22 protein-coding genes and 1 pseudogene are annotated in these 26,378 nt (G+C 71.2%); 16 read left to right on the top strand and 7 right to left on the bottom strand.

The annotated features are described in order from the left end of the window. The 5 genes and pseudogenes from ACZ5WE_RS26280 to ACZ5WE_RS26260 form a co-directional block, all read left to right on the top strand. Positions 1 to 249: pseudogene (locus ACZ5WE_RS26280) on the top strand (flavodoxin-dependent (E)-4-hydroxy-3-methylbut-2-enyl-diphosphate synthase); the annotation flags it as partial. Positions 250 to 274: 25 nt separating this feature from the next. Further along, complete coding sequence (gene dxs, locus ACZ5WE_RS26275; RefSeq protein WP_467692366.1) at positions 275 to 2,164, top strand: 1-deoxy-D-xylulose-5-phosphate synthase; 1,890 nt, start codon at positions 275 to 277, stop codon at positions 2,162 to 2,164. Next, positions 2,161 to 3,546: an aspartate aminotransferase family protein gene (locus ACZ5WE_RS26270; RefSeq protein ID WP_467692368.1), complete on the top strand. Its 1,386-nt coding sequence runs from the start codon at positions 2,161 to 2,163 to the stop codon at positions 3,544 to 3,546. The genes dxs and ACZ5WE_RS26270 overlap by 4 nt, the downstream gene beginning before the upstream one ends. Positions 3,547 to 3,626: 80 nt before the next feature. Beyond that, complete coding sequence (locus ACZ5WE_RS26265; RefSeq protein WP_467692369.1) at positions 3,627 to 4,289, top strand: helix-turn-helix domain-containing protein; 663 nt, start codon at positions 3,627 to 3,629, stop codon at positions 4,287 to 4,289. Positions 4,290 to 4,357: 68 nt separating this feature from the next. Then, positions 4,358 to 4,480 (top strand): DUF6126 family protein, encoded by a 123-nt coding sequence (locus ACZ5WE_RS26260; RefSeq protein WP_160510678.1) that lies wholly within the window; start codon positions 4,358 to 4,360, stop codon positions 4,478 to 4,480. 18 nt (positions 4,481 to 4,498) lie between these two features. On the opposite strand, the gene ACZ5WE_RS26255 is transcribed toward ACZ5WE_RS26260, so the two are convergent. Then, positions 4,499 to 5,305 (bottom strand): tyrosine-protein phosphatase, encoded by an 807-nt coding sequence (locus tag ACZ5WE_RS26255; RefSeq protein ID WP_467692371.1) that lies wholly within the window; start codon positions 5,303 to 5,305, stop codon positions 4,499 to 4,501. A 261-nt stretch (positions 5,306 to 5,566) separates the two neighbouring features. On the opposite strand from ACZ5WE_RS26255, the gene ACZ5WE_RS26250 reads away from it, so the two are divergent. Then, positions 5,567 to 6,385, top strand: a complete 819-nt coding sequence (locus tag ACZ5WE_RS26250; RefSeq protein WP_467692373.1) for an SGNH/GDSL hydrolase family protein — start codon at positions 5,567 to 5,569, stop codon at positions 6,383 to 6,385. 72 nt (positions 6,386 to 6,457) lie between these two features. On the opposite strand, the gene ACZ5WE_RS26245 is transcribed toward ACZ5WE_RS26250, so the two are convergent. Together ACZ5WE_RS26245 and ACZ5WE_RS26240 are read right to left on the bottom strand one after the other, a co-directional pair. After that, a complete protein-coding gene (locus tag ACZ5WE_RS26245; RefSeq protein WP_467692375.1) occupies positions 6,458 to 7,072 on the bottom strand; it encodes a TetR/AcrR family transcriptional regulator in 615 nt (204 codons plus the stop codon). Between the two features lie 34 nt (positions 7,073 to 7,106). Further along, positions 7,107 to 8,291, bottom strand: a complete 1,185-nt coding sequence (locus tag ACZ5WE_RS26240) for a glutamate dehydrogenase (RefSeq protein WP_467692801.1) — start codon at positions 8,289 to 8,291, stop codon at positions 7,107 to 7,109. Positions 8,292 to 8,477: 186 nt separating this feature from the next. Between ACZ5WE_RS26240 and ACZ5WE_RS26235 the strand changes: the two genes are divergently transcribed. Then, positions 8,478 to 9,689 carry an MBL fold metallo-hydrolase gene (locus ACZ5WE_RS26235; RefSeq protein WP_467692377.1) on the top strand — a complete coding sequence of 404 codons (1,212 nt, stop codon included), beginning with the start codon at positions 8,478 to 8,480 and terminating at the stop codon, positions 9,687 to 9,689. 16 nt (positions 9,690 to 9,705) lie between these two features. Here the strand turns inward: ACZ5WE_RS26235 and ACZ5WE_RS26230 are convergent, their stop codons facing one another. Beyond that, positions 9,706 to 10,254: a YciI family protein gene (locus tag ACZ5WE_RS26230; protein WP_467692379.1), complete on the bottom strand. Its 549-nt coding sequence runs from the start codon at positions 10,252 to 10,254 to the stop codon at positions 9,706 to 9,708. 354 nt (positions 10,255 to 10,608) lie between these two features. On the opposite strand from ACZ5WE_RS26230, the gene ACZ5WE_RS26225 reads away from it, so the two are divergent. The 5 genes from ACZ5WE_RS26225 (at position 10,609) to ACZ5WE_RS26205 (ending at position 14,418) form a co-directional block, all read left to right on the top strand. Beyond that, positions 10,609 to 12,399, top strand: a complete 1,791-nt coding sequence (locus ACZ5WE_RS26225) for a sensor histidine kinase (protein WP_467692381.1) — start codon at positions 10,609 to 10,611, stop codon at positions 12,397 to 12,399. 67 nt (positions 12,400 to 12,466) lie between these two features. After that, positions 12,467 to 12,901: a roadblock/LC7 domain-containing protein gene (locus ACZ5WE_RS26220; RefSeq protein WP_344524647.1), complete on the top strand. Its 435-nt coding sequence runs from the start codon at positions 12,467 to 12,469 to the stop codon at positions 12,899 to 12,901. A gap of 2 nt (positions 12,902 to 12,903) precedes the next feature. Beyond that, complete coding sequence (locus tag ACZ5WE_RS26215) at positions 12,904 to 13,275, top strand: DUF742 domain-containing protein (RefSeq protein WP_467692383.1); 372 nt, start codon at positions 12,904 to 12,906, stop codon at positions 13,273 to 13,275. Beyond that, entirely contained in the window at positions 13,253 to 13,849 is a 597-nt protein-coding gene (locus ACZ5WE_RS26210) for a GTP-binding protein (RefSeq protein WP_467692385.1), read from the top strand. Before ACZ5WE_RS26215 ends, ACZ5WE_RS26210 begins: the two co-directional genes overlap by 23 nt. After that, complete coding sequence (locus tag ACZ5WE_RS26205) at positions 13,846 to 14,418, top strand: GAF domain-containing protein (protein ID WP_467692803.1); 573 nt, start codon at positions 13,846 to 13,848, stop codon at positions 14,416 to 14,418. Before ACZ5WE_RS26210 ends, ACZ5WE_RS26205 begins: the two co-directional genes overlap by 4 nt. Positions 14,419 to 14,421: 3 nt before the next feature. Here the strand turns inward: ACZ5WE_RS26205 and ACZ5WE_RS26200 are convergent, their stop codons facing one another. The 3 genes from ACZ5WE_RS26200 to ACZ5WE_RS26190 all read right to left on the bottom strand — a co-directional run bounded on the left by ACZ5WE_RS26200 (position 14,422) and on the right by ACZ5WE_RS26190 (position 20,087). Further along, entirely contained in the window at positions 14,422 to 16,308 is a 1,887-nt protein-coding gene (locus ACZ5WE_RS26200) for a DUF2264 domain-containing protein (protein ID WP_467692386.1), read from the bottom strand. Between the two features lie 51 nt (positions 16,309 to 16,359). Beyond that, positions 16,360 to 18,807: a polysaccharide lyase 8 family protein gene (locus ACZ5WE_RS26195; protein WP_467692388.1), complete on the bottom strand. Its 2,448-nt coding sequence runs from the start codon at positions 18,805 to 18,807 to the stop codon at positions 16,360 to 16,362. A 191-nt stretch (positions 18,808 to 18,998) separates the two neighbouring features. Next, the gene (locus tag ACZ5WE_RS26190; protein ID WP_467692389.1) at positions 18,999 to 20,087 is read right to left on the bottom strand and encodes a LacI family DNA-binding transcriptional regulator; all 1,089 of its coding nucleotides are present in this window, start codon (positions 20,085 to 20,087) and stop codon (positions 18,999 to 19,001) included. A 138-nt stretch (positions 20,088 to 20,225) separates the two neighbouring features. On the opposite strand from ACZ5WE_RS26190, the gene ACZ5WE_RS26185 reads away from it, so the two are divergent. From ACZ5WE_RS26185 to tdh, 4 genes are all read left to right on the top strand, one after another. Continuing rightward, positions 20,226 to 21,689, top strand: coding sequence for a M1 family metallopeptidase (locus tag ACZ5WE_RS26185; RefSeq protein WP_467692390.1), 1,464 nt, complete (start codon positions 20,226 to 20,228; stop codon positions 21,687 to 21,689). A gap of 23 nt (positions 21,690 to 21,712) precedes the next feature. Next, positions 21,713 to 23,932 carry a galactose-binding domain-containing protein gene (locus ACZ5WE_RS26180; protein WP_467692805.1) on the top strand — a complete coding sequence of 740 codons (2,220 nt, stop codon included), beginning with the start codon at positions 21,713 to 21,715 and terminating at the stop codon, positions 23,930 to 23,932. Between the two features lie 56 nt (positions 23,933 to 23,988). Further along, positions 23,989 to 25,176, top strand: coding sequence for a Gfo/Idh/MocA family protein (locus ACZ5WE_RS26175; RefSeq protein ID WP_467692392.1), 1,188 nt, complete (start codon positions 23,989 to 23,991; stop codon positions 25,174 to 25,176). A 135-nt stretch (positions 25,177 to 25,311) separates the two neighbouring features. Next, positions 25,312 to 26,340 (top strand): L-threonine 3-dehydrogenase, encoded by a 1,029-nt coding sequence (tdh, locus tag ACZ5WE_RS26170; protein ID WP_467692393.1) that lies wholly within the window; start codon positions 25,312 to 25,314, stop codon positions 26,338 to 26,340. Positions 26,341 to 26,378 lie beyond the last annotated feature (38 nt).

Here is a 26,378-nt window from a genome sequence, read left to right as displayed (position 1 = left end):
GGCATGGAGGTGCCGCTGCGTGTGGCGGTGATGGGGTGTGTCGTGAACGGGCCGGGGGAGGCCCGGGAGGCGGATCTCGGTGTCGCGTCCGGTAATGGCAAGGGGCAGATCTTCGTCAAGGGTGAGGTCATCAAGACCGTCCCCGAGTCGAAGATCGTGGAGACGCTCATCGAAGAGGCGCTGAAGATCGCCGCACAGATGCAGGACGACGGCGTCGCCTCAGGGGTGCCCGACGTCACCGTGAGCTGAGTTCAACCAGAGAGGGGGCCCGAGCATGACCATTCTGGAATCCATTCGGGGGCCGCGGGACCTGAAGGCGCTGACCGAGGCCGAGCTTCACGAACTGGCCGAGGAGGTACGGGAGTTCCTGGTGCACGCGGTCGCCAGGACCGGAGGTCACCTCGGGCCCAATCTGGGGGTGGTGGAACTCTCCATCGCCCTCCACCGCGTCTTCGAGTCGCCGCTCGACCGCATCGTGTGGGACACCGGCCACCAGAGCTACGTACACAAGCTACTGACCGGCCGTCAGGACTTCTCCAAGCTGCGCGGCAAGGGCGGTCTTTCCGGCTACCCCTCGCGCGCGGAGTCCGAGCACGACATCGTCGAGAACAGCCACGCGTCGACCGCGCTCGGCTGGGCCGACGGGCTGGCCAAGGCCCGTCAGGTCCAGGGGGAGCGGGGTCACGTCGTCGCCGTCATCGGCGACGGAGCGCTCACCGGCGGCATGGCGTGGGAGGCGCTCAACAACATCGCGGCCGCGAAGAACCGGCCGCTGATCATCGTCGTCAACGACAACGAGCGTTCCTACGCGCCCACCATCGGCGGCCTCGCCAACCACCTCGCCACGCTGCGCACCACCGACAGCTACGAACGGGTCCTCGCCTGGGGCAAGGACATACTCCAGCGCACCCCCGTCGTCGGGCACACGCTGTACGAGTCGCTGCACGGTGCGAAGAAGGGCTTCAAGGACGCCTTCGCGCCGCAGGGCATGTTCGAGGACCTGGGCCTCAAGTACGTCGGGCCGATCGACGGGCACGACACAGGGGCCGTCGAGTCGGCACTGCGACGTGCGAAACGCTTCCACGGACCCGTCCTCATCCACTGCCTCACCGAGAAGGGGCGCGGCTACGAGCCCGCGCTCGCCGACGAGGCCGACCGGTTCCACACGGTCGGCGTGATGGACCCGCTGACCTGCGAGCCGCTCGCACCCTCCAACGGCCCCTCCTGGACCTCGGTGTTCGGCGAAGAGATCGTACGCATCGGGGCCGAGCGCGAGGACGTGGTGGCGATCACCGCGGCCATGCTGGGCCCGGTCGGCCTGACGAAGTTCGCCGAGTCCTACCCCGACCGGGTGTGGGACGTCGGGATCGCGGAACAGCACGCCGCGGTGTCGGCGGCCGGGCTCGCCACAGGGGGCCTGCACCCCGTCGTCGCCGTCTACGCCACCTTCCTCAACCGGGCCTTCGACCAGCTCCTGATGGATGTCGCGCTGCACGAGTGCGGCGTCACCTTCGTCCTCGACCGGGCCGGGGTCACGGGCGTCGACGGAGCTTCGCACAACGGCATGTGGGACATGTCGATCCTCCAGGTCGTGCCGGGACTGCGGATCGCCGCTCCGCGTGACGCCGACCAACTGCGCGCGCAGCTGCGGGAGGCGGTCGCCGTGGACGACGCGCCGACGCTGCTGCGCTTCCCCAAGGAGTCGGTGGGGCCGGCGATTTCGGCAGTGGACCGGATCGGCGGCATGGACGTGCTGAGCCAGGACCGTCAAGACGGCGGCGCGGACGTGCTGTTGGTGGCGGTCGGCGTGATGGCGACCGTCTGTCTGCGGGCCGCGGAGCTGCTGCGGGAACGGGGCCTGGCCTGCACCGTGGTCGACCCGCGCTGGGTCAAGCCGGTCGACGCGGAGCTGCCCGCCCTGGCCGCGCTCCACCGTGTCGTGGGGGTGGTCGAGGACAACAGCCGGGCGGCCGGGGTCGGCTCGGCGATCGCCCTCGCGCTCGGGGACGCCGAAGTCGACGTACCCGTAAGGCGGTTCGGAATCCCCGACCAGTTCCTCGCGCACGCCAAGCGGGCCGAGGTGCTCGCGGACCTCGGGCTCACCCCGGTCGAGATCGCGGGTCGGATCAGCGCCACACTGGCAGCCAAGGAGCACGGAGCATGACCAAGGAGTTCGACCTCGGCAGACTTCTCGCCGAGCGGGGCGCCGAGCGCTACGAACTGCACGCGCGGCATCTGAACCATCAGCTGCCGCGCATGCTGCAGACCATCGGCTTCGACAAGGTCTACGAGCGTGCCGAGGGCGCGTACTTCTGGGACGCGGAAGGCAACGACTACCTCGACATGCTCGCGGGCTTCGGGGTGATGGGCCTAGGCCGCCACCACCCCGTCGTACGCAAGGCGCTGCACGACGTCCTGGACGCCTCCCTCGCGGATCTGACGCGCTTCGACTGCCAGCCGCTGCCCGGCCTGCTCGCCGAGAAGCTGCTGACCAGAAGCCCGCACCTGGACCGGGTGTTCTTCGGCAACAGCGGTACGGAGGCCGTCGAGACCGCGCTGAAGTTCGCACGGTACGCGACGGGCAGGCCGAGGGTGCTGTACTGCACGCACGCCTTCCACGGCCTGACCACAGGCTCCCTCTCGGTGAACGGCGAGTCGGGCTTCCGGGACGGGTTCGCACCGCTGCTCCCCGACACCGCCGTTCCACTCGGCGATCTGGACGCCCTGCGCAAGGAGTTGGCGAAGGGCGACGTGGCCGGGCTCATCGTCGAACCCATCCAGGGCAAGGGCGTGCACGGGACGCCGCCCGGCTATCTGCTCGCCGCCCAGGAGTTGCTGCACCGGCACAAGGCGCTGCTCATCGCCGACGAGGTGCAGACAGGACTCGGCAGGACCGGCGACTTCTACGCCTACCAGCACGAGGAAGGCGTCGAGCCGGACCTGGTGTGTGTCGCGAAGGCGCTGTCCGGCGGCTATGTGCCGGTGGGTGCGACGCTCGGCAAGGACTGGATCTTCAAGAAGGTCTACTCGTCCATGGACCGGGTGCTCGTGCACTCGGCGAGCTTCGGGTCCAACGCGCAGGCCATGGCGGCCGGGCTCGCGGTGCTTTCCGTCATGGACGACGAGAAGATCGTCGAGAACGCGCGCGTGACCGGTGACCTCCTGAAGTCGCGGCTCGGTGCGCTCGTCGACCGCTATGAGCTGCTGAGCGAGGTACGCGGCCGGGGGCTGATGGTCGGCATCGAGTTCGGACGGCCCAAGTCGCTGAAACTGCGCAGCCGTTGGACGATGCTGCAGGCGGCGCGCAAGGGGCTCTTCGCGCAGATGGTCGTCGTGCCGCTCCTGCAGAAGCACCGCATCCTCACCCAGGTCTCCGGTGACCATCTGGAGGTCATCAAGCTGATCCCGCCGCTGACCGTCGGGGAACGGGAGGTCGACCGGTTCGTGGAGGCCTTCACCGCGGTGATGGACGAGGCGCACAGTGGGGGCGGGCTGATGTGGGACTTCGGGAAGACGCTGGTCAAGCAGGCGGTCGCCAACCGCTGAGGCACACCGGGTCGTGGGGCTCGCTTTGCCTCTGAGGCAAGAAAGTTGTCGCAGAGACAAGAGCCTGGCTCAATCGAGGCATGAGCAACGCTGAGCCCGAGCCGCTCGACCCGGGGGCTCCCGGCCCCGATCCAAAGGCCGCCGAGGACCTGCCCGCCGTCGCCCCGCAACTGCGTGAGCTGCGGCGGCGTGCCGCCCTGACACTGGAGGCGGCGGCCCGCACCGCCGGGCTCTCGCCCGCCCATCTCTCCCGTCTGGAGACCGGGCAGCGCCAGCCGTCCCTGCCGATGCTGCTCGCGCTGGCCCGTACCTACGGTACGACGGTCTCGGAGTTGCTCGGTGAGACGCCCGCCGACCGGGACGCGGTCGTCCGGGCCGCGGACATGGAACCGACACGGGCGGGCGGCTGGACCTACTGGCAGGCGGGCGCGCAGGCCCGTGGCATGCAGGCGCTGCGGGTGCACGTGCCGCACGGGGCGCAGGGCGACATCGTGCGCGTCCATCCCGGTGAGGAATGGCTGTACGTCCTGAAGGGGCGCCTTCGGCTGCGGCTCGGCGACACCACGCACACGCTCGAAGCCGGGGACAGCGCGCACTTCGACTCGCTGACCCCGCACCGGATCGCCGCCGCGGACCGCCTCGGCGCCGACCTTCTCTTCGTCCACACCCTGCTGCAGAGTCCCGCCACCGCGCTGTGCCTCGGCGGGACCTCGCACAGCCCCACCAGGGGAGAACCGCGATGACGGAACCCGAAGCGCAACGGCCCGGCCGGCCGGAGTCCGTGCCCGCTCCCGCACCCGCGAAGAAGGCCATGTCGCTGGAGGAGAAGTTCCCGCGCGGACTCTGGATCCGGCTGATCGTCTACGTCGCCGTGGGCCATCTCTTCGCGGCCTTCATCTACTTGCTGTTCTCGCTGGGCGCGCAGAACCAGTGACAAGACCGGCGAAGGGAGTCAGTCCAGGAGGCGCTCGCGGAGCCGCTCCCGGGTCTCCGGGGCGAGCTTGAGGCCCTCGGCGAGGTAGGTCTCCGTGCCGCCCCAGGTCTGCTCGATCGTCTCGAAGGCCGCGGCCAGATACTCGGCGCGGGCCTCGAAGAGCGGGCTGAGCAGTTGCATGACCTCGGGGGACATCGCGTCGGGGGCGTTGCCGCCGCGGCGGACCTTGTAGCGGCGGTGGGTGGCGTTCGACTCCAGGTAGTCCGCCTCGATGGCCTCGCGCTCGACGCCGACGGCAAGGAGCGTGACGGCTATCGAGAGGCCCGCGCGGTCCTTGCCCGCGGCGCAGTGCATCAGAGCGGGGACGCTGTCCGCGGCCATCTCGTGCAGTATTCGGCTGTGCTCGGCGGTGCGGTCCTTGATGATCTCGCGGTACGTGTCGGCCATGCGCCCGGCGGCCTGCCCCTCGGCGAGGGCCGCGCGCAGCTGGTCCAGGTCGCCGTCGCGGACCATCGTCCAGAACTCGGCGCCGTGGGCCGGGTCGGTCAGCGGCATGTTCACGTTGCGCACCCCGGGCAGCTCGACGTCCGGGCCTTCCAGCCGCTGGTCGGCCGCGTTGCGGAAGTCGTAGATCGTGTGCAGGCCCAGGGTGGAGAGGAACGCGGCGTCGGACGCGGTGGCGTGCGCGAGATGACCGCTGCGAAAGAGCCGGCCCCGCAGCACCCGGCGGCCGTCCACCGTCGGAAGTCCGCCCACGTCACGGAAGTTGCGGACTCCGGACAGCTCGGGCTCCGACAGCTCTGTCGGCGGGACTTGCTGCGTCACGGGGGCTCCTCCCGTCCGGCCGCCGGCGCGACTCGCCGGTGGGGTGCGGCTTCGACCATACGACATGGGTTCCTGAGGCAATCACTGCCGTGTACGAGCGTTTGCCTCGTAGGAATGCCCCTCGACGACGGGTGTAAGCGGCGCCGGGGGCCGCTGCGTATTCCTGGCTTGGACGAAACTTGACCGGTGGCTTATCTCACCCCCCGTCAACCCCTCCCTACGGTGGCGTAGGTCACTTAGCGAGGTGAAAGATACGACGACGTGAGAGCAGAGTCGACATCCTTCATCCCTGACACATTCACCTCCTACGCAGCGGTCGGCGACAGCTTCACCGAAGGCGTGGGTGACCCCGGTCCTGACGGCACGTTCGTCGGCTGGGCCGACCGCCTTGCCGTGCTGCTCGACGACCGGATGCCGGAGCACACGTTCCGGTACGCCAATCTCGCGGTGCGCGGCAAACTGCTCGACCAGATCGTCGCGGACCAGGTGCCCCTGGCCAAGGAACTGGGCCCCGATTTCCTGACGTTCTGCGCGGGCGGCAACGACATCATCCGCCCCGGCACCGACCCGGACGAGGTCGCCGAGCGGTTCGAGCGAGCCGTCGCCGACCTCACGTCGTCGGTCGGCACCGTCATGGTGACCACGGGGTTCGACACCCGCGGGGTGCCGGTCCTGAAGCATCTGCGCGGCAAGATAGCCACGTACAACGGCCATGTCCGCGCGATCGCCGACCGTTACGGCTGCCCGGTCCTCGACCTGTGGTCCCTCAAGACCATCCAGGACCGCCGCGCCTGGGACGGCGACCGCCTGCACCTCTCCGCCGAGGGCCACACGCGCGTGGCGCTCCGCGCGGCCCAGGTCCTTGGCCTGGAGGTCCCCGCGGACCCGGACCAGCCGTGGCCCCCGGAGCCGCCCCGGGGCACGCTCGAGGTGCGGCGCGACGACATCAACTGGGCGCGCGAGTACCTGGTGCCGTGGTTCGGGCGGCGGCTGCGGGGAGAGTCGTCGGGAGACCACGTGGAAGCGAAGGGCAGCGTCGACCCGTACACGGTCAGGATGCACATCGAGTCGGCGTCCTGAGAGACGATCTGGTGTCACGGGGAAGACCTGGTGTCACCGGGAGGACGGGGCAGACGGCGTCGTCGCGTGTGGTCAGCTCGCCGGTGATCCAGCTGCCGACAGGCCCAGTTCACGGCTCAGGGCCTCGTCCACCCACGCCAGCATGCGGGCGCGGGGCAGCGCGCCCGTATAGGCCGTCATCTGCACCGCGAGGCCGTCGAGGAGAGCCGTGAGGCGCAGGGCCGTCGCCCGGGGGTCGGGGCAGGTGAACTCGCCTGCCGTGACGCCCTCCCCGATGACCTCCGCCAGAGCCGCCTTCCACTGCTGGTCCAGGTCGCGCGTCACCGTGCGCAGGGTGGGCTCGCGCAGTGCGGCGGACCAGCCCTCGATCCAGAGGCGCCAGCCCTTGGCCCGGCCGGTGGGGGCGTACCAGCGGACGGCGGCTCGCAGGCGGCGCAGAGCCGTGGTGCGGCGGCCCAGGATGGCGTGGAGACGGGCCAGGTCGGCCTCCGCGGCGTGCGTGAACGCCGCTGCCACCAGCTTCTCCTTGGTGGAGAAGTGGTACAGGACCAGCGCGTTGCTCACCCCGAGGGCCGCGGCCACGTCCGCGATGCGCACCGCGGCCACTCCGCGCACCTCGATCTGTTCGACGGTGGCGGCAAGGAGCTCCGCCCGCCGTTCCGCCACGCTCAACCGCACTCTCGCCACGCCGGGCAGCCTATCCACCTCGCCGTCACGCGAACTACGCGTTCGCGTACCAGCCAAACCGCTCCCCGATCAGCGGCAGCCGGTCGGCGACCAGCGCGTGGGCGGCCGCACGCGGCGTCGTGCCGTCCGCTTCCGCACGCCGCAGCATCAGGTCGACCAGGGCCCGCATCGAGCGGCGCGTGTGCGCGAAGGCCTCGTCCGCAGCGGGTCCGATGTCGCCGAAGAGCGTCCACCACCACCAGGCGTTCGTCCCGGAGTTGACGACGACGTCCGGCAGGACGGTGATGCCGCGCTCCGCGAGGAGACGCTCCGCCTCCGGCAGCACCGGCATGTTGGCCGCCTCCGCGATCCAACGGGCCTTGATCCGCGCCTGGTTGGTCGCGTTGATCGTGTACGAAACCGCCGCCGGGACCAGGATCTCCGCCTCAGTGGACAGCCAGGCCTCGCCCGGCAGTTCCCGGTCGCCGGGGCGCAGGGCCGAGCGGTCGACCGTGCCGTGCGCGTCGCGGGCGGCGAGCAGTGCCTCCACGTCGAGGCCCGCCGGGTTGGCGATCGTGCCCTTGATGTCGGCCACGGCCACCGTCGTCAGACCCGCGCGGGTGAGGAACCGGGCGGTCGCGCCGCCCATGGTGCCCAGCCCCTGCACGGCCATGCGCGCGCCCGCGTGCGCGTGGCCCGCGCGGTCGAGGGCGGCGAGAATCGCCTCGGCGACGCCGTGGCCGCCGACCAGCTCGCTCAGGCCGATCCCCTCGACCTCCACGGCGAAGGCGTCCGCGAGGCGCGCGCGGGCCGTCGCCTCGTCGTCCAGAAGCGGGTAGACGGCCTGGACGCAAGAGATCAGGCCTGCTTCCGCCGCCGCCTCGTCGACCAGGTCCTGCGTCAGGCCCAGGTCCTCGCCCGTCGTCCAGGAGCTCTCGATGTAGGGGCGCATCGCCCTCAGGTAGCGCACCAGGACGTCGTACGCCTCCGGGGCGCGCGGGTCGCAGTCGATACCGCCCTTCGCGCCGCCGAGCGGGATGTAGCGGGCGCTGGGGTCGTAGTGCAGGGCCTCCTTCATCGTCATCCCGCGGGCGAGGCCCGCGACCTCGTCGAGGGTGCAGCCCGGGCGCATCCGGAGACCGCCGCTGCAGACACCGCGTACGAGACGGTCGATGACCAGGAAGCCCCGGTGGCCGGTGATGTGGTCGGTCCAGGCGACGGAGAGCAGAGGTGTGGGGATGGGGGCTGCGGACACGGGGGGAACCGGGGGTGCTGGGGGCATGGAGCGCGCTCCTACTGAATGGAGGGTCAGTAGCAGTACACCACGCGCCGACGTGCGTGTGGCCGGTGCGGCCCCCTCCGGACGGCCGCTGTCGTGGGCGGTGCCCATAATGGAGATCTGACCTACCCCTTCACAGGAGGTGCTGTGTCCCGTTCGCTGAGCTCTGGGCTCCGCTCGCTCAGGACCGCGCCGTTCGGCGCGGATCCGGCCGGTGAGCGGCTCGCGAGGATCCACAGATCGCCGAACTTCGCTGATGGGTCCTTCCAGAACCCCGAGGGGGCGCGGACCCGGCCCGCCGGTTCGACGCTCGAGTTCGCGAAGATCTACTTCCGTAAGGAGGAGCGGATCAGGCGCGGTCCCAAGGGCACCGTCCCCGTGCACGCCACGACCCTCGCCGACCTCGCGAGGCCCCCGGCCAGTGGACTGCGGATCACCTGGATGGGGCACTCCAGCGTGCTGGCCGAGATCGACGGGCAGCGGGTGCTCTTCGACCCGGTCTGGGGTGAGCGGTGCTCTCCCTTCTCCTGGGTCGGTCCCAAGCGGCTGCACCCCGTGCCGGTGCCGCTCGCGGCGCTCGGCCCGGTGGACGTCGTGGTGATCTCGCACGATCACTACGACCACCTGGACATGCCCACCATCCGGGCCCTGGCCGGCACGGACACGGTCTTCGCGGTGCCGCTGGGCGTCGGCGCCCACCTGGAGCGCTGGGGCGTCCCCGCCGACCGGCTGCGCGAGCTCGACTGGAACGAGACCGCGAAGGTCGGAGGCCTGAGCCTGACGGCGACGCCCGCCCGCCACTTCTGCGGCCGCGGTCTGCGCAACCAGCAGCACACGCTCTGGGCGTCCTGGGCCGTCGCGGGACCCGAGCACCGCGTCTACCACAGCGGGGACACCGGCTATTTCGCCGGCTTCCGGGAGATCGGCGCGGAGCACGGGCCTTTCGACGCCACGATGATCCAGATCGGGGCGTACAGCGAATTCTGGCCCGACATCCACATGACGCCCGATGAGGGGCTGCGTGCGCACCTGGACCTCCAGGGCGGGCGGCCCGGCGGTGTGATGCTGCCGATCCACTGGGGCACGTTCAACCTCGCGCCGCACCCGTGGTCCGCGCCGGGGGAGGGGACGGTCGCCGCGGCGGGCCGTGTCGGGGCGAGCGTCGCGCTGCCCGTCCCGGGGGAGCCGTTCGAGCCCGCTTCGGACTCCGTCCCGGCGGCGCCGTGGTGGCGCGGCGTCGCGATCGAGCCGGAGGGCGGCTGGTCGCTTCCGAATGTCACCGCGGCGGCCGCCGAGCTCTCCGCCCCCACCGAGCGCACGGAGGGCGACGGGGAGCACGAGGCGGCGCGGATCGGCTGACAAAGAGCCGGGCTCGCTACCGCCGGCCGCCGGGCTCCCAGTCGTGGACCTCGATGTCGGCGTACCGGTCCGGGGTCAGGACGGCGCGTGCCGTGGCCGCGTCCTGGGCCCGGACCAGCGCCGCCGTGCCCAGCCAGTCGGCGCCGTCGTCGGACAGCAGCGGCCCGTAGGCGATCAGTGCGTCCCGGCCGGGCGGCGCGTCGAGGTCCGCCGCCTGCCCCGAGCCGAGGCCGATGACCAGGTACCGGTGGCCGCCGGTGGCGCCACCGGGGGAGTCCCACATGGTGCGCCCCAGCGTGTTGTGCCACCGGCGCAGCAGCACGTCCCGGTACGCGCCCGCACGGTAGTTGGGCTCATCGAAGGCGAACGCGCGGGCGGCGGCGGGATCCGGCAGGTCGACGATGTGCACGCTGCCGCTCGGTGTCTCGCCGTCGGCGGCGAAGGTCGGGCCCCGCGCGATCAGCTGTGCCGCGTACTGGTCCATGTAGGACCAGTGGTCCTCCAGCAGCTTCTCGCGCAGCGTGGTGGAGCCGGGCCGGTCGCGGTGGTAGCAGAAGAACTCCATGCCACGGACTCTCGCCAACGGACGGCGGAGTCTCAACGGGATTTCACGGCGATGAGCTCTGACGCCCGGCGCGGAGGCGGGCAGTGGCGGCCGGTGGCATTCCTCGGATGGAACTGATGTCCGAAGGCATATTCGGACGATCGTGCGACCTGTCATACCAGAGCGGGACCCTGGGTGCCGGACTTTGTCAACTGCCTCCCGCACATGAAGCGTTGGTGACTACCGTGAGTGTCCGCCGGTCGACGCAGGGATCATGGCAGCGGTCCTGCCCGTGCCCCTCCCGACCGGTACGGCGATGCCGCGAAGCCACAGGTCGCGCGACCGTCGGAGCCCGCTCCCCGACCGAGGACGCTGATGTCTCACCTCCGTGCACCGGCCGCCCGCGCAGACCGCCGTGAGGGCGGGCGGCACGGCAGGCCCGGTAGCCGACCCGTCACGGTGCTGCCCGAGGCCCGGATACGGCCCCAGCTCCTGCGCATCGCCGTGCTGCCCGCCGTCGCGGTGGCCCTCTGCGCCGCTGCCGCCGTGCTGTTCATCGTCCGGTCGTCCCCCGGGCCGCTCGAGCCCGCACTGCTCCTCATCCTCACCGCGGCCGGGGCCATCAGCCTGGCCGGCGTCGTCATCGCCGCCATCGCAGCCGACCGCACCGCGACCTCCGTACACGAGCGCGTCGGCACCCTGCGCCGCACCACCGCGCGAGGACAGGCCGAGCTGCGCGAAGTCGTCGAGCAGCTGCGCCGCGGCGACGGCCCGCCCCCGCGCAGGGCTCCCGCCAGATCCGCTCCGGAGGGCGACGACTTCGGGCTGCTCGCCGTCGAGCTTTCGCGGGCCCAGGATGTCGCCGTCACCGCCGTGGTGCAGGCCTCACAGCTCTCCAGTCACGCGGGCAGCGAACAAAAGGTCGAGGTCTTCGTCAATCTGGCCCGGCGGCTGCAGTCCCTCGTACATCGCGAGATCTCGATCCTCGACGAGCTGGAGAACGAGGTCGAGGACCCGGAGCTGCTCAAGGGCCTCTTTCACGTCGACCACCTGGCCACCCGCATCCGCAGGCACGCCGAGAACCTCGCCGTGCTCGGCGGCGCCATCTCACGCCGCCAGTGGAGCAACCCGGTCTCGATGACGGAGGTGCTCCGCTCGGCCATCGCGGAGGTCGAGCAGTACTCACGGGTCAAGCTGGTGCCGCCGATCGCCGGCACCCTGCGCGGCCACGCCGTCGCCGACGTCATCCACCTCCTCGCCGAACTCATCGAGAACGCCACGGTGTTCTCCGCCCCGCACACCCAAGTCCTGCTGCGTGCCAACCTGGTGACGGCCGGCCTCGCCGTCGAGGTCGAGGACCGCGGCCTCGGCATGCCGCTGACCGAGCAGAACAAGATGAACCACCTGCTCGCCGACCCGGACCAGGTCAACGTCGCGAGCCTCCTCCAAGACGGTCGGATCGGCCTCTACGTCGTCTCCGCCCTCGCCCGCAGGCACGGCATCGCGGTACGCCTCCAGACCAACATCTACGGAGGTGTACAGGCCGTACTGATCCTGCCGCAGGGCCTGCTCGGCACCGAGCCGCAGAACGAGCCCGTCGCCGCCGGGCGTCCGCAGCGGACCCCGGAAACCGCCCCACCGGTCGCCCCCGGCGGCGTACCGGAACCGGCCCGGGCGCCCGCCGCGGCTCCCCACCCGGAATCGGTGGCCGTCCCCCGGCAGCCGCGCCGGGACGTGCCGCCGAGCCCGCCGCCGGCCCCCCCGCCCGCTCCCGCGCCGCACGGCTCCCCGCCCGCCCCGCTGCCCGTACGGGGCAGGGAGGGCAGACCGACGCCGGCCGAGGCCGTGCCGGGTATCCGGCCCGAGGACCGACAGGCCGCGGCCGAGAACGCGGGGGCACCACCGACCCCTCTCAACGGCGGCGCCGTACGCGGCCGGGTGGGAAGACCCAGACTGCCCAAGCGGCGTGCCCAGGAACACATCGCGCCCCAGCTGCGGGACGCGCCGTCACCCCGCACGGAGAGCGAACACCACGTCGGCCACGACCCGGGCCTGATGGCCGCGTTCCAGCGCGGCATCGGGCTCGCCGCCGCGCAGGAGCCGCGCGACCCGGCGCCCGAACCCGACCTCGGCGTCCCCCGCGACGGGGGCAGCCAGGGTGGCTGAACCGCACCACCCCACAAGCACCACGTCTGCCCCGGCAGACCCTCGTACCTCAAGGAGTCGATCCACCATGGCGAGCGATGCGCCGACCGGGCAGGTATCCGACCTCGACTGGCTGATGAGCGGACTCGTGCAGCGCGTGCCGCACACCCACAGCGCGGTCCTGCTCTCCTCCGACGGACTGGTGAAGTCGGTCCATGGCCTCGACCCGGACAGCGCCGACCACATGGCGGCTCTCGCCTCCGGGCTCTACTCACTGGGGCGCAGCGCGGGCATCAGGTTCGGAGACGGCGGCGACGTACGCCAGGTCGTCGTGGAACTCGACTCCACCCTTCTGTTCGTCTCCACGGCCGGCTCCGGCACCTGTCTGGCGGTGCTCGCGGGGCGCGACGCGGACGCCGCCGTGCTCGGCTACGAAATGACGATGCTGGTCAAGAGCGTGCGCCCCTACCTGCTCACCGCGCCCCGGCAACCCGTCGGTGAACCCGCCCCGATGAGGCATTGAGCGTGGCGGCCCCGCACGACGGGCCATGGCTCGACGCATCCGCCGGACGGCTCGTCCGGCCCTACACGGTCAGTGACGGACGGACCAGGCCGACCGCCCAACTGGACCTCCTGACCCAGGTGATGGCCACCGGGGGCCCGGTCATCGGCTACCTCGGGCCCGAGCACACGGAGGCGCTCGGGCTCTGCGCGGCACCCACGTCGGTCGCGGAGATCGCGGCGCAGCTGAAGCTGCCCGCGGTCGTGACCAAGGTGCTGCTCTCCGATCTCGTCGACTGCGGGGCGCTCACTCTGAGAGCCCCGGACTTCTACCACAACCCCACCGACCGGTCCCTGTTGGAGGCAGTGCTCGATGGACTACGACGACAGCTCTGACCCCTTCCCCACCGCACTGAAGATCCTGGTCGCGGGAGGTTTCGGGGTCGGCAAGACGACCTTCACGGGCGCGGTGAGCGAAATCGCGCCGCTGAGCACGGAGGAGCTCCTCACCACCGTCAGCGAGGGCACCGACGATCTTTCGGGCGTCGAGAACAAGACCACGACGACGGTGGCCATGGACTTCGGGCGCATCACCCTCGACTCGGAGCACGTGCTCTACCTCTTCGGAACGCCCGGCCAGGAACGCTTCTGGTTCATGTGGGACGAACTCTCCGAAGGTGCGCTCGGCGCGGTGGTCCTCGCCGACACCCGCCGCCTGGAGGACTGCTTCGCGGCGGTGGACTTCTTCGAGCAGCGCGGCATGGGATTCATCGTCGCGATCAACGAATTCGACGGCGCCCACCGCTATGAGCCAGAGGAGGTACGGGCCGCCATCGACCTGGATCCGCAGGTGCCCGTCGTGCGATGCGACGCCCGGATCTCGAGCTCGGGCATCGCCACCCTCCTCACCCTCGTCAAACACCTCCTCGCCCACGCCCCGGCCGCCCCGAGCTACGGAGCCCACACCTGATGTACGACTCGACCGCGCCCCTGCTGCTCACTCCCGTCGACACGGAGGCGCCGAGCCGGGTGCGGCGGCTGCGCAGGCTCGGCATAGGGCACCGTCCCGACCTCGCCTTCGACGCCTTCGCCGACCGTCTCGCCGAGGTCACCGGTGCTCCGTACTCCATGGTCAACTTCATCGACGAGAACCGGCAGTTCTTCGCGGGCCTGCACACCCCGGACGACACGAGGGCCGGCTCCGAACTGACCTCCACGGCGGCCGCGGAGAGCACGGCGTTCCGCTACATGGCGCGCGATCACGGGTACTGCCCGCATGTGATCGTGCGCCGCAAGGCCCTCGTCCTGGAGGACGTCTGCGACTATCCGCGGTTCGCGGGGAACCCGGTGGTCGACGAGATCGGTATCCGTTCCTATCTGGGCGCCCCGCTCATCGACCGCACGGGCATCGCGCTCGGCACGGTCTGCGTCGTGGACGTCGAGCCACGGCCCTGGGGCCGAGCGGGTCTGGAGACGATCAAGGCGATGGCGGCGGAGCTCGTCGAGCAGATCCACCGCAGGGAGGACGGCGGGATCTGACGCTCACACCTCCAGCAGGGTGCCGTCGGGGAAGCGGAGGCGGGCGGTGCCGCCCTCCACCGTGCACGTGATGGATTCCCGCAACGCGGCGGGACGGACGGTGTCCTGGGAGAGCGCGACCAGGGTGACGTGGACGCTCGTGCCGCCCTCGTGGCCGGTGAGGGTCAGATACGGCGTCGCCGAGTGCGGCCCGTACGCGTTGGCGGCCACCTCACGGGCGGTGCCCGCCTCCTCGTCCCAGCCGTGGAGCGCGACGACAGCGCTGGTGAGACCCGATTCCGTACGGGCGAGGGCCCAGCCGGGCCCGTGTTCGGCGTACGGCTGTGCCTCGTCGGCGACCGCGTGGCCGCCCTCGCGGACCGTCACGCCCGCCGGGGCGTGGACGCGGTGGATGCGGATCTCCCAGGGGCCGTGCAGCGCGCTCGTCGTCTCGATGGGGAACTCGCCTGCGATGCCCGGCAGTTGCGCGTCGTGGCGGGACGCGGCCAGGCGTCCCTCGCACCGCAGCGGGTGTATACGGCGGCGACGCGACGCAGTGCCGTCCGGCGAGATGAGCGCGAGGTGGTTGTCCACGGTGCGCTCCCACGCGCTCGGGGCGGTCTCGGGGGCGGTCGCAGTGGAGTAGCCGAACTTGGCGTAGTGCGGGTCGTCGGCCGCGGGGCCTTCGAGCGGGTTGTGGTCGCTGCCGTGGTTGATCAGACGGACGATGCCGTCGTGCCGCGTGCCGTGCAGGAGCCAGCCGGGCTGGGGGAGCGCCGTGTACTGGTCGGACTCCTCCACGGGGAGCGGGAGTTCACGTTCCGTCCACACCGGGTGATCGGCGGGAAGGAGCAGGCCGAGGAAGCCCTTGCTCGCCCAGTACGGGGACGCGGGGCCCGAGTAGGCCTGGGTGGACGGCAGGAACGTCCCGTACCAGCCGAGCGGAAGGAGCCCGCGCTCGTCGGGGACCCCGCGCTCCACGAAGTGCCGTGCGGTGCCGGACGCGAGGCGCCGGGTGAGGCCGGGAGCCAGGGGCGTGCAGTTGGCCAGGGCGCCCATCCAGACGGGGGCGGTCGCAGCGAAGCGGTACGTCAGGGAGCGGCCCTGGTGGACGGGGGCGCCGTCGGCACCGAAGAAGTGCGGGTAGGCGGCGAGGAACTGGGCCAGCCGCTCGCGGTAGACCTTGCCGCGCCCCTCGTCGTCCGGGCCCGCCATGCGGGCCCAGAGCAGCGGGTACAGATGCATCGCCCAGCCGATGTAGTAGTCGAAGTTGCGGCCGTCGCCGTCGCTGTACCAGCCGTCGCCGCGGTACCAGTCCTCGATGCGGTCGAGCCCGCCGTCGATGTCCGCCTTGCTGTACGGGGCGCCGACGGAGGCGAGGAACTGCTCGGAGACCACCTGGAAGAGGCGCCAGTTGTTGTCCCACGTCCGGCCGCCGACGAACCCGGAGAACCAGTCGACGACCCGCTCCTGGACCCGGGGATCGAGCTTGTCCCAGATCCAGGGGCGGGTCTCGTGCAGGCCGATCGCGATCGACGCGGCCTCCACCATCTGCTGCGAGCAGTCGCTGAGTTCGGGCCAGGCCTCACCGCTCGCGGCGTCCCGGTCCGTGCCCGTTGTCAGACCCTGCGCGTAGCGTTCCATGAGGTGGGGGCCCACTTCGCCGCCCGCTCCCGCGATCCGGAAGGAGGCGAGGAGGAATGACCGTGCGTATCCCTCCAGCCCGTCCGAGACGACCCCCGACCAACTGCCGCGCCCCGGCAGTCGGTACTGCGCGAAGTTGGGCGTCGCGTAAGGGACGAGCGCCTCCAACTGCCGGTCGGCGAGCGCCTCCCAGTGTGCGCGGGTCCAGCCCGTGAGCGGGGACAGGACCCGGTCGGTGGGCGGCAGGGTCAGGTGTGGTGCGGCCATGGTGGGTCTGTGCTTCCTGTGCGGGGGCGACTTCCGGGCGGGGAGCGCCGGTCACCTCAGGTGCGCGGTGTGCGTGTGGCCTCGCGAGCCGTCGACGCGGACGGTGACGACAGGGCGGCGGCCCGGGGTGACCGTGACCGTGTCGTCGGCGCGGACCACCTTCCGTACGGGGAAGGGCAGTTCCAGGCTGACCGTCGTGCCGGCGCGGCCCGGGTCGGCCACGGCCAGCGATATGCCGTCGCCGCCGTGTCGCGCGAGCACGGTGCAGGGGCCCGAGGCCGAGATCCCGGCCGCGCTGCCGGGCCCCCAGAAGTGCGCGGCGAGGAGTCCGTGGCGGCGGGCCTCGACGGCCTGGGCGGTGGCGTTGTTGGCGATGATGCGAACTGGCCGTGCGTGGGCCCATACGGCGGTCGCGGTGGCGCTCGCCCCGGGCAGGAGGACATAGGCGTACGAGGACGCGGCGGGGGAGACTCCGTGGTCGAGCCACAGGGTCAGATAGCGGCGGGTGAGGGGAGTGGTGCTGCCTCCGGTGTCCGCGCCGGTGTTGATCTCCCGCCAGGTGCCGGTCCGCTCCTCGCGCAGGGCGTGCAGGCGGGCGCCGCCCCGGCCATGGGGCGGCCGCGCGGGGTCGTCGGGGAGGACGTAGCCGCCGGTGCCGTCCAGATGGGCCCAGCGGGCGCCGGGCAGGGGCGCCGACCAGCCGGTGCGCGAGGGCTGCCGCCGTCCGTCGACCGTGAACCGGGGTGCGCCGTCCTCGGAGAGATTCCGGTTCTCGACGACCGTCTCGATGGTGCGGCCGTCGCTCGCGGTGATGTCCGCGCCCAGGGCGACGACCGCGTTGTCGAGGAAGAACCACGCCTTCCTGGCCCGCAGTGTGCTGCCGTCGGCGAGGAGTTCCATCGCGGCGGCGCCGAATCTCCCGTCGAGTACCGCGCCGCCCGCGACGGCGTTCTTCGGCCGGTAGGACCCCGTCCCGCTGCCCGAGCCGATGTCGGCGCGCGTGCGGGTGTCCACGGTGGTGCCCGGCATCCGGCAGGGATCGACCGTCGCCCAGAAGCCGTCCCCGAACTGCCCGAGATCGTCGCCGTCGTACAGGTAGGCCATGCCGTCGCCGGTGTACCAGCCGTGCAGGTTCTCGCCGTTGCCCGCCTCGTACGCGGCGATGCGCTTCGAGGAGAGCGAGAGGGTGAGCGCCCAGCCGGGGCGGCGGTGCACCACCCGGTCCATGTCGGCGAACGCGAAGTGTCCGGTGAGCCGGTCGGTGGCCGGTACGGCGGGGTCGTCGATGACGGCCTTGGCGCGGGCGAGCGCCGGGACGCCCACCAGGCTCAGGTAGGGGTGGGACTTGTTGCGGCTGATCCACCCCTTGGCCAGCGCGCGCCAGCGCTCGGCGTACGCGGTGGGCGCCCCGTCCGCCAGTTGCAGGATGTTGGTGAGCGTCACCGCGCCGTCCTTGTGATCCGGCGCCTTCTCACGGGACGTCGCACGGCCGCGCACCGCGTCCATCATCAGTCCGTCGAAGACCACCGGTGAGAAGGTCCGGTCCACCGCCTCGTACAGGACGGACGTCTTCGGGTCGGTGACGGCCCACTCGGAGTCCGCGAGCAGGGCGATCAGCGCTCCCGCGCTGCCGAGCAGGACACTGCCGTACGTCCCCGTGTACGCGACGGAGCCGTGCTGCACGAACGATCCGTCCTCGTAGAACCCGTCGCCCGAAGTGACGTACGTGAACAGGCTGTTCCTGCCCTTGTCCCGGACGTCGGACAGCCCGTCGCGTGCCAGGGCGAGTGTGGCCCCGTCCCGCGCGAGGAGACCGCGCAGTGCCACGCTGACGGCCTTGTCGGCGCGGTTGGCGCCCGTCTCGGAAAGCGTCGGGATGCTGGTGCGGCGGTCCGGGTCCGGGCAGAACTTCGCCACCGTGGAGACGTACTTCGCCAGGTCGGCCGCGGGAACCTGCTCGCGCAGCAGCACACACGTGTCCATCAGGGCCCGGGGTGCGCCGATCTCCCAGAACCACCAGTTGCCGGATTCGGGGCGATCCGGGTTGTAGGCGTCGGCGTGCAGGAAGCGCAGGGCTTCGAGCAGAGTGTCCGCGGCCTCGGCGCTGCCGCTGAGGGAGGTACCGGGGGTGGCCCAGGCTGTCGCGATCGTGCGCAGGCGGGTGTAGCTCTGTCCGAAGTTGCCCGGGTCCTTGGCGGGGGAGAGGTCGGACCACAGGCCACTGCGGCCCGCGGACCGGTCCAAGTCCCGCCACCAGCCCGACGCCTGGGTGTCCAGGACCTTCAGCGCCGCCGCGAAGTCCGGGTCGGCGGCGTCGAACTCGCCGCCGGTGAGTTGCGCTGCCGCGCGGGCGAGCAGAGTGTCGAACGGGTCCGCCTCGCCCGCGTCGGCCGCCCGTGCCGTGCCGCCTGCGGCCACCGGCAGGAGTGCGGAGGCGGCGCCCGCCGCGATGAGGGTGCGGCGGCGGGGTCCGGAGGGGCCGGGGAGGGGTGTGGGCATGCGGAACTCCCATGGGGTGTCAGGGCATCGGAGTGCGGGAGGAGAGGGGCGTGAGCGATTGCGCGACAGCATGTAAGCGGTTGCTGTGCGAGGGCAAGGGGGTCCGGCATCTTTCTACGTTCTTTCTGTCCTGGCCCCGGTATCCGCCGGGTACGGCAGGGGTTGACCGGTTACTTCGCGGGGTTAACCGGTTACTTCGCCGGCCGCGCCGCCACCGAATCCCGCACCACGATGTGCGTGCCGAGCGTCAGTCCGTCTCCGGCCGGCTGCTGCCACGCGTCGGCCTCCACGCCCGGGACCGCGAGCCGCACCGCCTGCCGGCCCATCTCCTCCAGCGGCACGTGCACGGTCGTCAGGCGGGGGCGCAGGACCTGGGCCATGGGCACGTCGTCGTAGCCGACCAGGGAGACGTCGTCGGGGACCCGCAGCCCGGCCTCCTCCAGGGCCTGCAGCGCCCCGATCGCCACCATGTCGTTGGCCGCGAACACCGCGCTGAACGTCGGTCCGGACGCCAGGAGTTCGGTCAGCCTGCGGTGCCCGAACGCGGGGCTGAACGCGCCGGTGTGCACCAGCTCCGGCGCGTACGGGACGCCGCGCAGCTCCAGGGCTCTGCGGTGTCCCGCGACGCGACCGCGGGTGGTGGAGAGGTCGGGCGGCCCGCCCAGGTAGAGGATGCGTTCGTGGCCCTGGGTGAGGAGATGGTCGGTGAGGGTGAAGGCGCCCCCTTCGTTGTCGTACTCCACGGAGAGGGTCGGCACGTCGCCGCCCACCGACGGCCTCCCGCACAGCACCAGGCGCGATCCGCCCGCATGCAGATCCCTTGCCCTGCGGGCGACTTCACGGGCGTACGCGCGATCGGAGTGCGCGCCGCCGACCAGGACGACCGCGTCCGCCCGCTGTTCGTGCAACAGGTCGACGAAGGCCAGCTCGCGCTGCGGGTCGCCGTGGGTGCAGCAGACCATGCAGAGCCGTCCGGCCGCCGAGGCGGCCCGTTCGACGCCGCGGGCGATGTGGGCGAAGAACGGGTCGACGACGTCCTGGACGATGATGCCGACCGTCCGGCTCGATGTCCCGGCCAGCGCCCGCGCGTGCGCGTTGACGACATAGCCGAGCTCCCGGACGGCCTCCTCGACGCGCTCGCGGGTGGCCCGTGCCACCGGGTAGTTGCCGTTCAGGACGCGCGAGACGGTGGCCGATGAGACCTCGGCGCGCGCCGCGACGTCGATGACCGTCGCCCGTCGCCGCTGCGGGCCGTGCCCTGCCGCTGCCGCCTGTGCCATGTGCTCGCCCTCCTCGGCGTGGAGGGTAAGCGTGTACCGAACTCTGCCCGTATCGCCAGAGGAGCGGCGGACAAGTCCAAGAACAGAGCTTCTCTTGGGTGTTGACGGGACAGTAAGCGATTACTACGTTGCGGCTCCATGGTTGAGAACAGGACCCGCACCGTACGTGCCCGCACCGCCCGTGCCGCGACGGCGACGGCGGCCGCGGCCGCCGCCCTCGCGCTCGCCCTCCCCGCCCACGCGGCGCCCTTCGACCCCACCCCGGGCGGGGACGGCGTCGGCGACCCGCTCTTCCCGACGCTCGGCAACGGCGGCTACGACGTCCGCCACTACGACCTCTCCTTCGACTTCACACCGGTGACGTACGACTTCACCGGCACCATGAAGATCAAGGCGAGAGCCACCCAGGACCTGTCGTCCTTCAACCTCGACGTCGACTCGCTGGCCATCGACACCGTGAAGGTCAACGGCAGGAACGCCACGTGGGCGATCACACCCGGCCAGAGCGGCCAGGAGCTCACCGTCACCCCGGCGGGCGGCCTGCGCGACCACCGGACCTTCGACGTCGAACTGACCTACCACGGCAACGGCAAGACCAAGCCGATCAGCCAACCGGGCTGGCGCTACATGTCCGACGGCGGCTTCGCCTCCGCCGCCCAGGCCTCCCGCGCGGACACCTTCGCACCGGTCAACGACCACCCCTCCGACAAGGCCACCTGGACCTTCCACCTCACCGCCCCCGACGGCTGGACCCCCGGCGCCAACGGCAACCTCACCGGGACCCGCGACGCCGGAACGAAGAAGACCTGGGACTTCTCACTCAAGTCCCCCATGGCACCCGAGCTGTTGGGCATCTCCGTCAACAAGCAGACCTACGTGTACGGACGCGGCCCCCACGGAGTGAAGCTGCGCCACCTCGTCCCCGCGGACCAGCAGGCCAAGTACAAGCCCATCGCCGAGGAGACCGGCGGGCAGCTGGCGTGGCTGGAGAAGACCCTCGGTGTGCGCTACCCGTTCGACACGTACGGCGTGCAGATCGTGCGGGACGGCTACAGCGACGCGTTGGAGAATCAGACCCTGTCACTCTTCGGCCCCTCGTGGTTCGACCGGCCCACCTACTCGACCACCATGATCCATGAGCTGACCCACCAGTGGTTCGGCGACTCCGTCACCCCCGCGACCTGGCAGGACGCCTGGCTGAACGAAGGGCCCGCCGTCTACTACGCGGCTGTGTGGGCGGACCAGAAGGGCTTCGAGACCATCGAGGAGAAGATGAAGGCCGCGTACGCCAAGCTCGACGCGGTCCGCAAGACCGACGGCCCGCCCGGAAAGCCCACCGGGCTCGGCGGCTTCAACATCTACGACGGCGCCGCGGTCTGCCTCTACGCCCTCAACCAGCAGATCGGGCAGGAGAAGTTCGACGCCGTCATGAAGGCGTGGCTGACCGAGCACCGGCACGGCAACGCCTCCACCCAGGACTTCATCGACAACGCCGTCGAGGTGACGGGCGACGACTCGGTCGGCACGTTCCTCGATCACTGGCTGTTCGACCTCGACAACCCGCCCATGCCGGGCCACCCGGACTGGGGTGTGGCGGAGTGAAGCGGCCACACGTGAGCGCGGGGATGTTCGCCCTCGCGGCCGTCACAGCGGCCGTCACGGCGGTCGTCGCCCCGCAGGGCACCGCCCACGCCGCCCCGGGCCCCAAGATCCTCCACGCGGCCCCGCACGGCACGGGAGCCTCCTGCACCGCCACCCGCCCCTGCTCCCCGCAGGCCGCGCGCGACGCCGCCCGCACCGTCAGCGGACGGGACATACGCGTCGAACTCGCCGACGGCACCTATGAGATGAGCGAGCCGCTGCAGCTGGGCGCGGCCGACTCCGGGCGCGACGGGCACACCGTCACCTGGACCGCCGCGCGCGGCGCCGAGCCCGTGTTCTCCGGCGGCCGGGCGCTCAAGGGGTGGTCCAAGGCCGCCGACGGCACCTGGAGCGCCGATGTTCCCGAAGGGGTCACCCCGCGCCAGCTGTTCGTGGACGGGAAGCGGGCCGTGCGCGCGCGGGGCGGTGCCTGCGCGGCGAGTACCTGCGATGCGACGAAGACCGGCATGACAGGGGCCACCGCCACCGGGATCGACACGTGGCGGCGCCCTACCGGCGCAGAGGCCGTCATCAAGATCCGTTGGCGCGACTACCACTGCCGGATCGCCTCGGTGGACGGCGACCGGATGACCTTCGCGCAGCCCTGCTGGACCAACTCCGCGAGCGGCACGAACCGTACGGGCCCCGCCTGGGACTCCACCACAGTCGACTCATCCCGCTACTCCGGAGTCGCCTTCTTCGAGAACGCCCGCGAACTCCTCGACAAGCCGGGCGAGTTCGTCTGGGACGCCGAGGACCGCACCGTCACCTACCTGCCGCGCGAGGGCGAGGACATGCGCCACGCGCGCGTGCTCACCCCGGTGACCGAGCGCCTCATGGTCGTCGACGGTGCCAACGACCTCCGGGTCCAGGGCATCGGCTTCGCCCACGCCGCGTACGCCCAGCCCTCCACCGACGAGGGCTACTCGGGCACGCAAGCCGGTCTCACCCTCACCGGAGCGAGCGGCCCTGTCGATCACGCGGGCCGCCACTACACCAAGCCGAGCGCGGCGCTGACGGTGCGCGGAAGTCGCCATGTGGGCGTCAGCGGGGCCGAGTTCACGCATCTGGGCGGCGCCGGAGTCATCCTGGAAGCGGGCACCAAGGACACGTCGGTCACCCGCTCCCGCTTCACGGACCTGTCGTCCGGTGCCGTGTACGTCGGCGACACCGAGCCGAAGCCGGACGCGGAACTCGTGGGTGAGCGGAACACCGTCGCGTACAACACGATCCGGCGCACCGGAGTCGAGTACACCGACGCCGTGGGCATCTGGGCCGGATACGAGGCCGAGCTGACCGTCGACCACAACACTCTGGACGACCTGCCCTACTCGGGGATCTCCGTCGGCTGGGGCTGGAACCAGCCCGAGGCTCAGAAGTCCGTCCTGCGCGACAACCGGATCACGGGCAACCGGATCACGAACGTGATGCGCGTCGAGCACGCCCAGCACGACGGCGGCGCCATCTACACCCAGGGCGCCCAGCCCGGCACGGTCGTCTCCGGCAACTACATCAACCGCTCCGCCTACGGGAACACCGAGCGCGACGGCAACGGCATCTACCTCGACGAGCAGTCCTCGTACATCCGCGTCGAAGGCAACGTCATCACCCGCGTCGGCTACAAGTGGGTCTCCAACTGGGCCGATTACGGCATCCAGAACCACGCAGGCGGCAACTGGACCGACACCGACGCACCGGCCCTCACAGGCACCGGATCGACCATGACGGGCAACCACACCAAGCTCGACCTGCTGCCTTCGCGGGCGCTCGCCGTGGCCGCCCGCGCGGGTGCGCGCGGGGCGCCGGCCGAGCAGTTGCGTCCCGACCTCGCCCGCGCGGGCACGGCGTCCCAGTCCTCCACGGACGGCGCGGCCGAGGCGAAGCACGCGACCGACGGGGACACCTCCACCGACACCCGCACGCTGTCCGAACCGGGCGCCTGGTGGCAGGTCGACCTCGGCGGGACGCGGCGCGTCGGACAGGTCGAGGTCTGGAACAACACCTCCATGACCACCGCCGACTTCGACGTGCAGCTCGCGAGGACCGCGGACTTCTCCGACGCCACGGCCCTGCACGTCACCGGACGAGCACTTCGGCCCACACTCCTCGACACGGACGCGGAAGCCAGATACATAAGGATCAAGCTCACCGGCACGGGAAGCGTGGCGCTCGCCCACGTGCTCGTGCACCCCGCACGTACGTAGGCAACACCCGCATCCGCACAGGTATGTGCACAGGTATTGGTACGGAAAGGCACACCATGACCGACCTCCGTCTCGGCGTCCTCGGCTACGGCTTGCGCGGTTCGCTCGCCCGCACCGCACACCGGCCGGGCGCGGGCTCCCGCGTCACCGCGCTCGCCGACCATGACGTCACCGCGCGGGCCAAGGCGGCCGTGGCCTTTCCCGGCGCCCTGATATCCACCGATCACCGCAAGGTCATCGAGGACCCGGACGTCGACGCCGTCGTGATCCTCACCCCCGACCACACCCACGCGCAGCTCGCCTGTGAGGCGCTGCGCGAGAACAAGCCCGTCTTCGTGGAGAAGCCCCTCGAAATCGGCATCGAGGCCTGCGACGAGATCCTGCGGACCGCGTACGAGACGGGGACCCGCCTCTACGTAGGCCACAACATGCGCCACATGCCGGTGGTCAGGCTGATGCGCGACATCATCGGGCGCGGAGAGATCGGCGAGGTCAAGACGGTCTGGGTCCGCCATTTCGTCGCCTACGGAGGCGACTGGTACTTCAAGGACTGGCACGCCGAACGGCAGTACACCACCAGCCTGTTGCTCCAGAAGGCCGCCCACGACATCGACGTACTGCACTGGCTGGCCGGCGGCTACACCCGCCAGGTGCAGGCACTCGGCGACCTCATGGTCTACGGCGACAATCCGCACCGCCGCGAGCCGGGCGAGCCCAAGACGGACGACTGGTACACCAAGGACGGCCACTGGCCGCCGCACACCCAGCGCGACCTCAACCCCGTCATCGACGTCGAGGACGTCTCCCTGGTCAACATGCGCCTGGACAACGGGGTGCTGGCCTCCTACCAGCAGTGCCACTTCACCCCCGACTACTGGCGCAACTACACCGTCATCGGGGACGCGGGCCGCCTGGAGAACTTCGGCGACGGCCCCGGGGGAGTGGTGAAGGTCTGGAACGCGCGACGCTCGTCCTTCCGCCCCGAAGCCGACGCCGAGTACGCGGTGCCGGACGCCCAGGACGAGGGCGGGCACGGCGGCTCCGACCCGCTGCTCATCGAGGAGTTCGTACGTTTCGTGCGCGAGGGAGGGCGCACCGACACCTCACCGGTGGCGGCCCGGATGGCGGTGGCGGCGGGCGTGCGCGCCACGCAGTCGCTGCGGGACGGCGGTACGCCGCGGGAGGTGCCGGACCTGGATCCGGAGCTCGTCGCCTACTTCGAGCGGGGGCAGACGCGGGCCTGAAGGAGCGGTCTGAAGGAGCGGCCTGAAGGAAAGCTGCGGCGGCGCTTAAGAAATCCTCGATGGACCAGGGCGTCGCCGTAGGGAAGATTCCTGTGTCGTCGGTGGAAGAAGCGACGTACGACAGGAGCCGTTGCGTTGAAGGCGCTGGTCAAGGAGAAGGCGGAGCCGGGTCTCCGGCTGATGGACGTACCGGAGCCGGTGATCGGCCACGGGGACGTCCTGATCAAGGTGCTGCGCACCGGGATCTGCGGGACCGATCTGCACATCCGGGCCTGGGACGGCTGGGCGCAGCAGGCGATCGAGGCGCCGCTGGTCGTCGGGCACGAGTTCGTCGGCGAGGTCGTGGAGACCGGGCGTGACGTCGCCGACATCAAGATCGGCGACCGCGTCAGTGGCGAGGGCCACCTCGTCTGCGGCAAGTGCCGCAACTGCCAGGCGGGCCGCCGCCACCTGTGCCGCGCCACGGTGGGCCTCGGCGTCGGCAGGGACGGGGCGTTCGCGGAGTTCGTCGCGCTGCCCGCCGCCAATGTGTGGGTGCACCGCGTTCCCGTGGACCTCGACGTGGCCGCGATCTTCGACCCGTTCGGCAACGCGGTGCACACCGCGCTGTCCTTCCCGCTGGTCGGCGAGGACGTCCTGATCACCGGGGCGGGCCCGATCGGCCTGATGGCCGCGGCCGTGGCCCGGCACGCGGGCGCCCGCAGCGTCGTCATCACGGACGTCAGCGAGGAGCGCCTCGAACTCGCCCGCAAGGTCGGCGCGAGCCTGGCGCTGAACGTCGCCGAGACCTCGATCGCCGACGGGCAGCGCCAACTGGGCCTGCGCGAGGGATTCGACGTCGGCCTGGAGATGTCCGGCAACCCCGTCGCGATGCGCGACATGCTCGCCAACATGACCCACGGCGGCAAGATCGCCATGCTCGGTCTGCCGGCCGAGGAGTTCGCCGTCGACTGGTCCCGGATCGTCACCTCCATGATCACGATCAAGGGCATCTACGGCCGCGAGATGTTCGAGACCTGGTACTCCATGTCCGTGCTGCTCGAAGGCGGCCTCGACCTGGCTCCCGTCATCACCGGACGCTACGGCCACCGGGACTTCGAGGCGGCCTTCGACGACGCGGCGAGCGGCCGCGGCGGCAAGGTCATCCTCGACTGGACCTCCTGAACCCCCTCGGCCGCACCGCTCAACTCCCAAAGGAATCA

Source organism: Streptomyces sp. NPDC033180 (assembly GCF_055577645.1).
The sequence above is the reverse complement of the archived record's forward strand: the minus strand, read 5'-3'. Positions and strand labels throughout refer to the sequence as shown.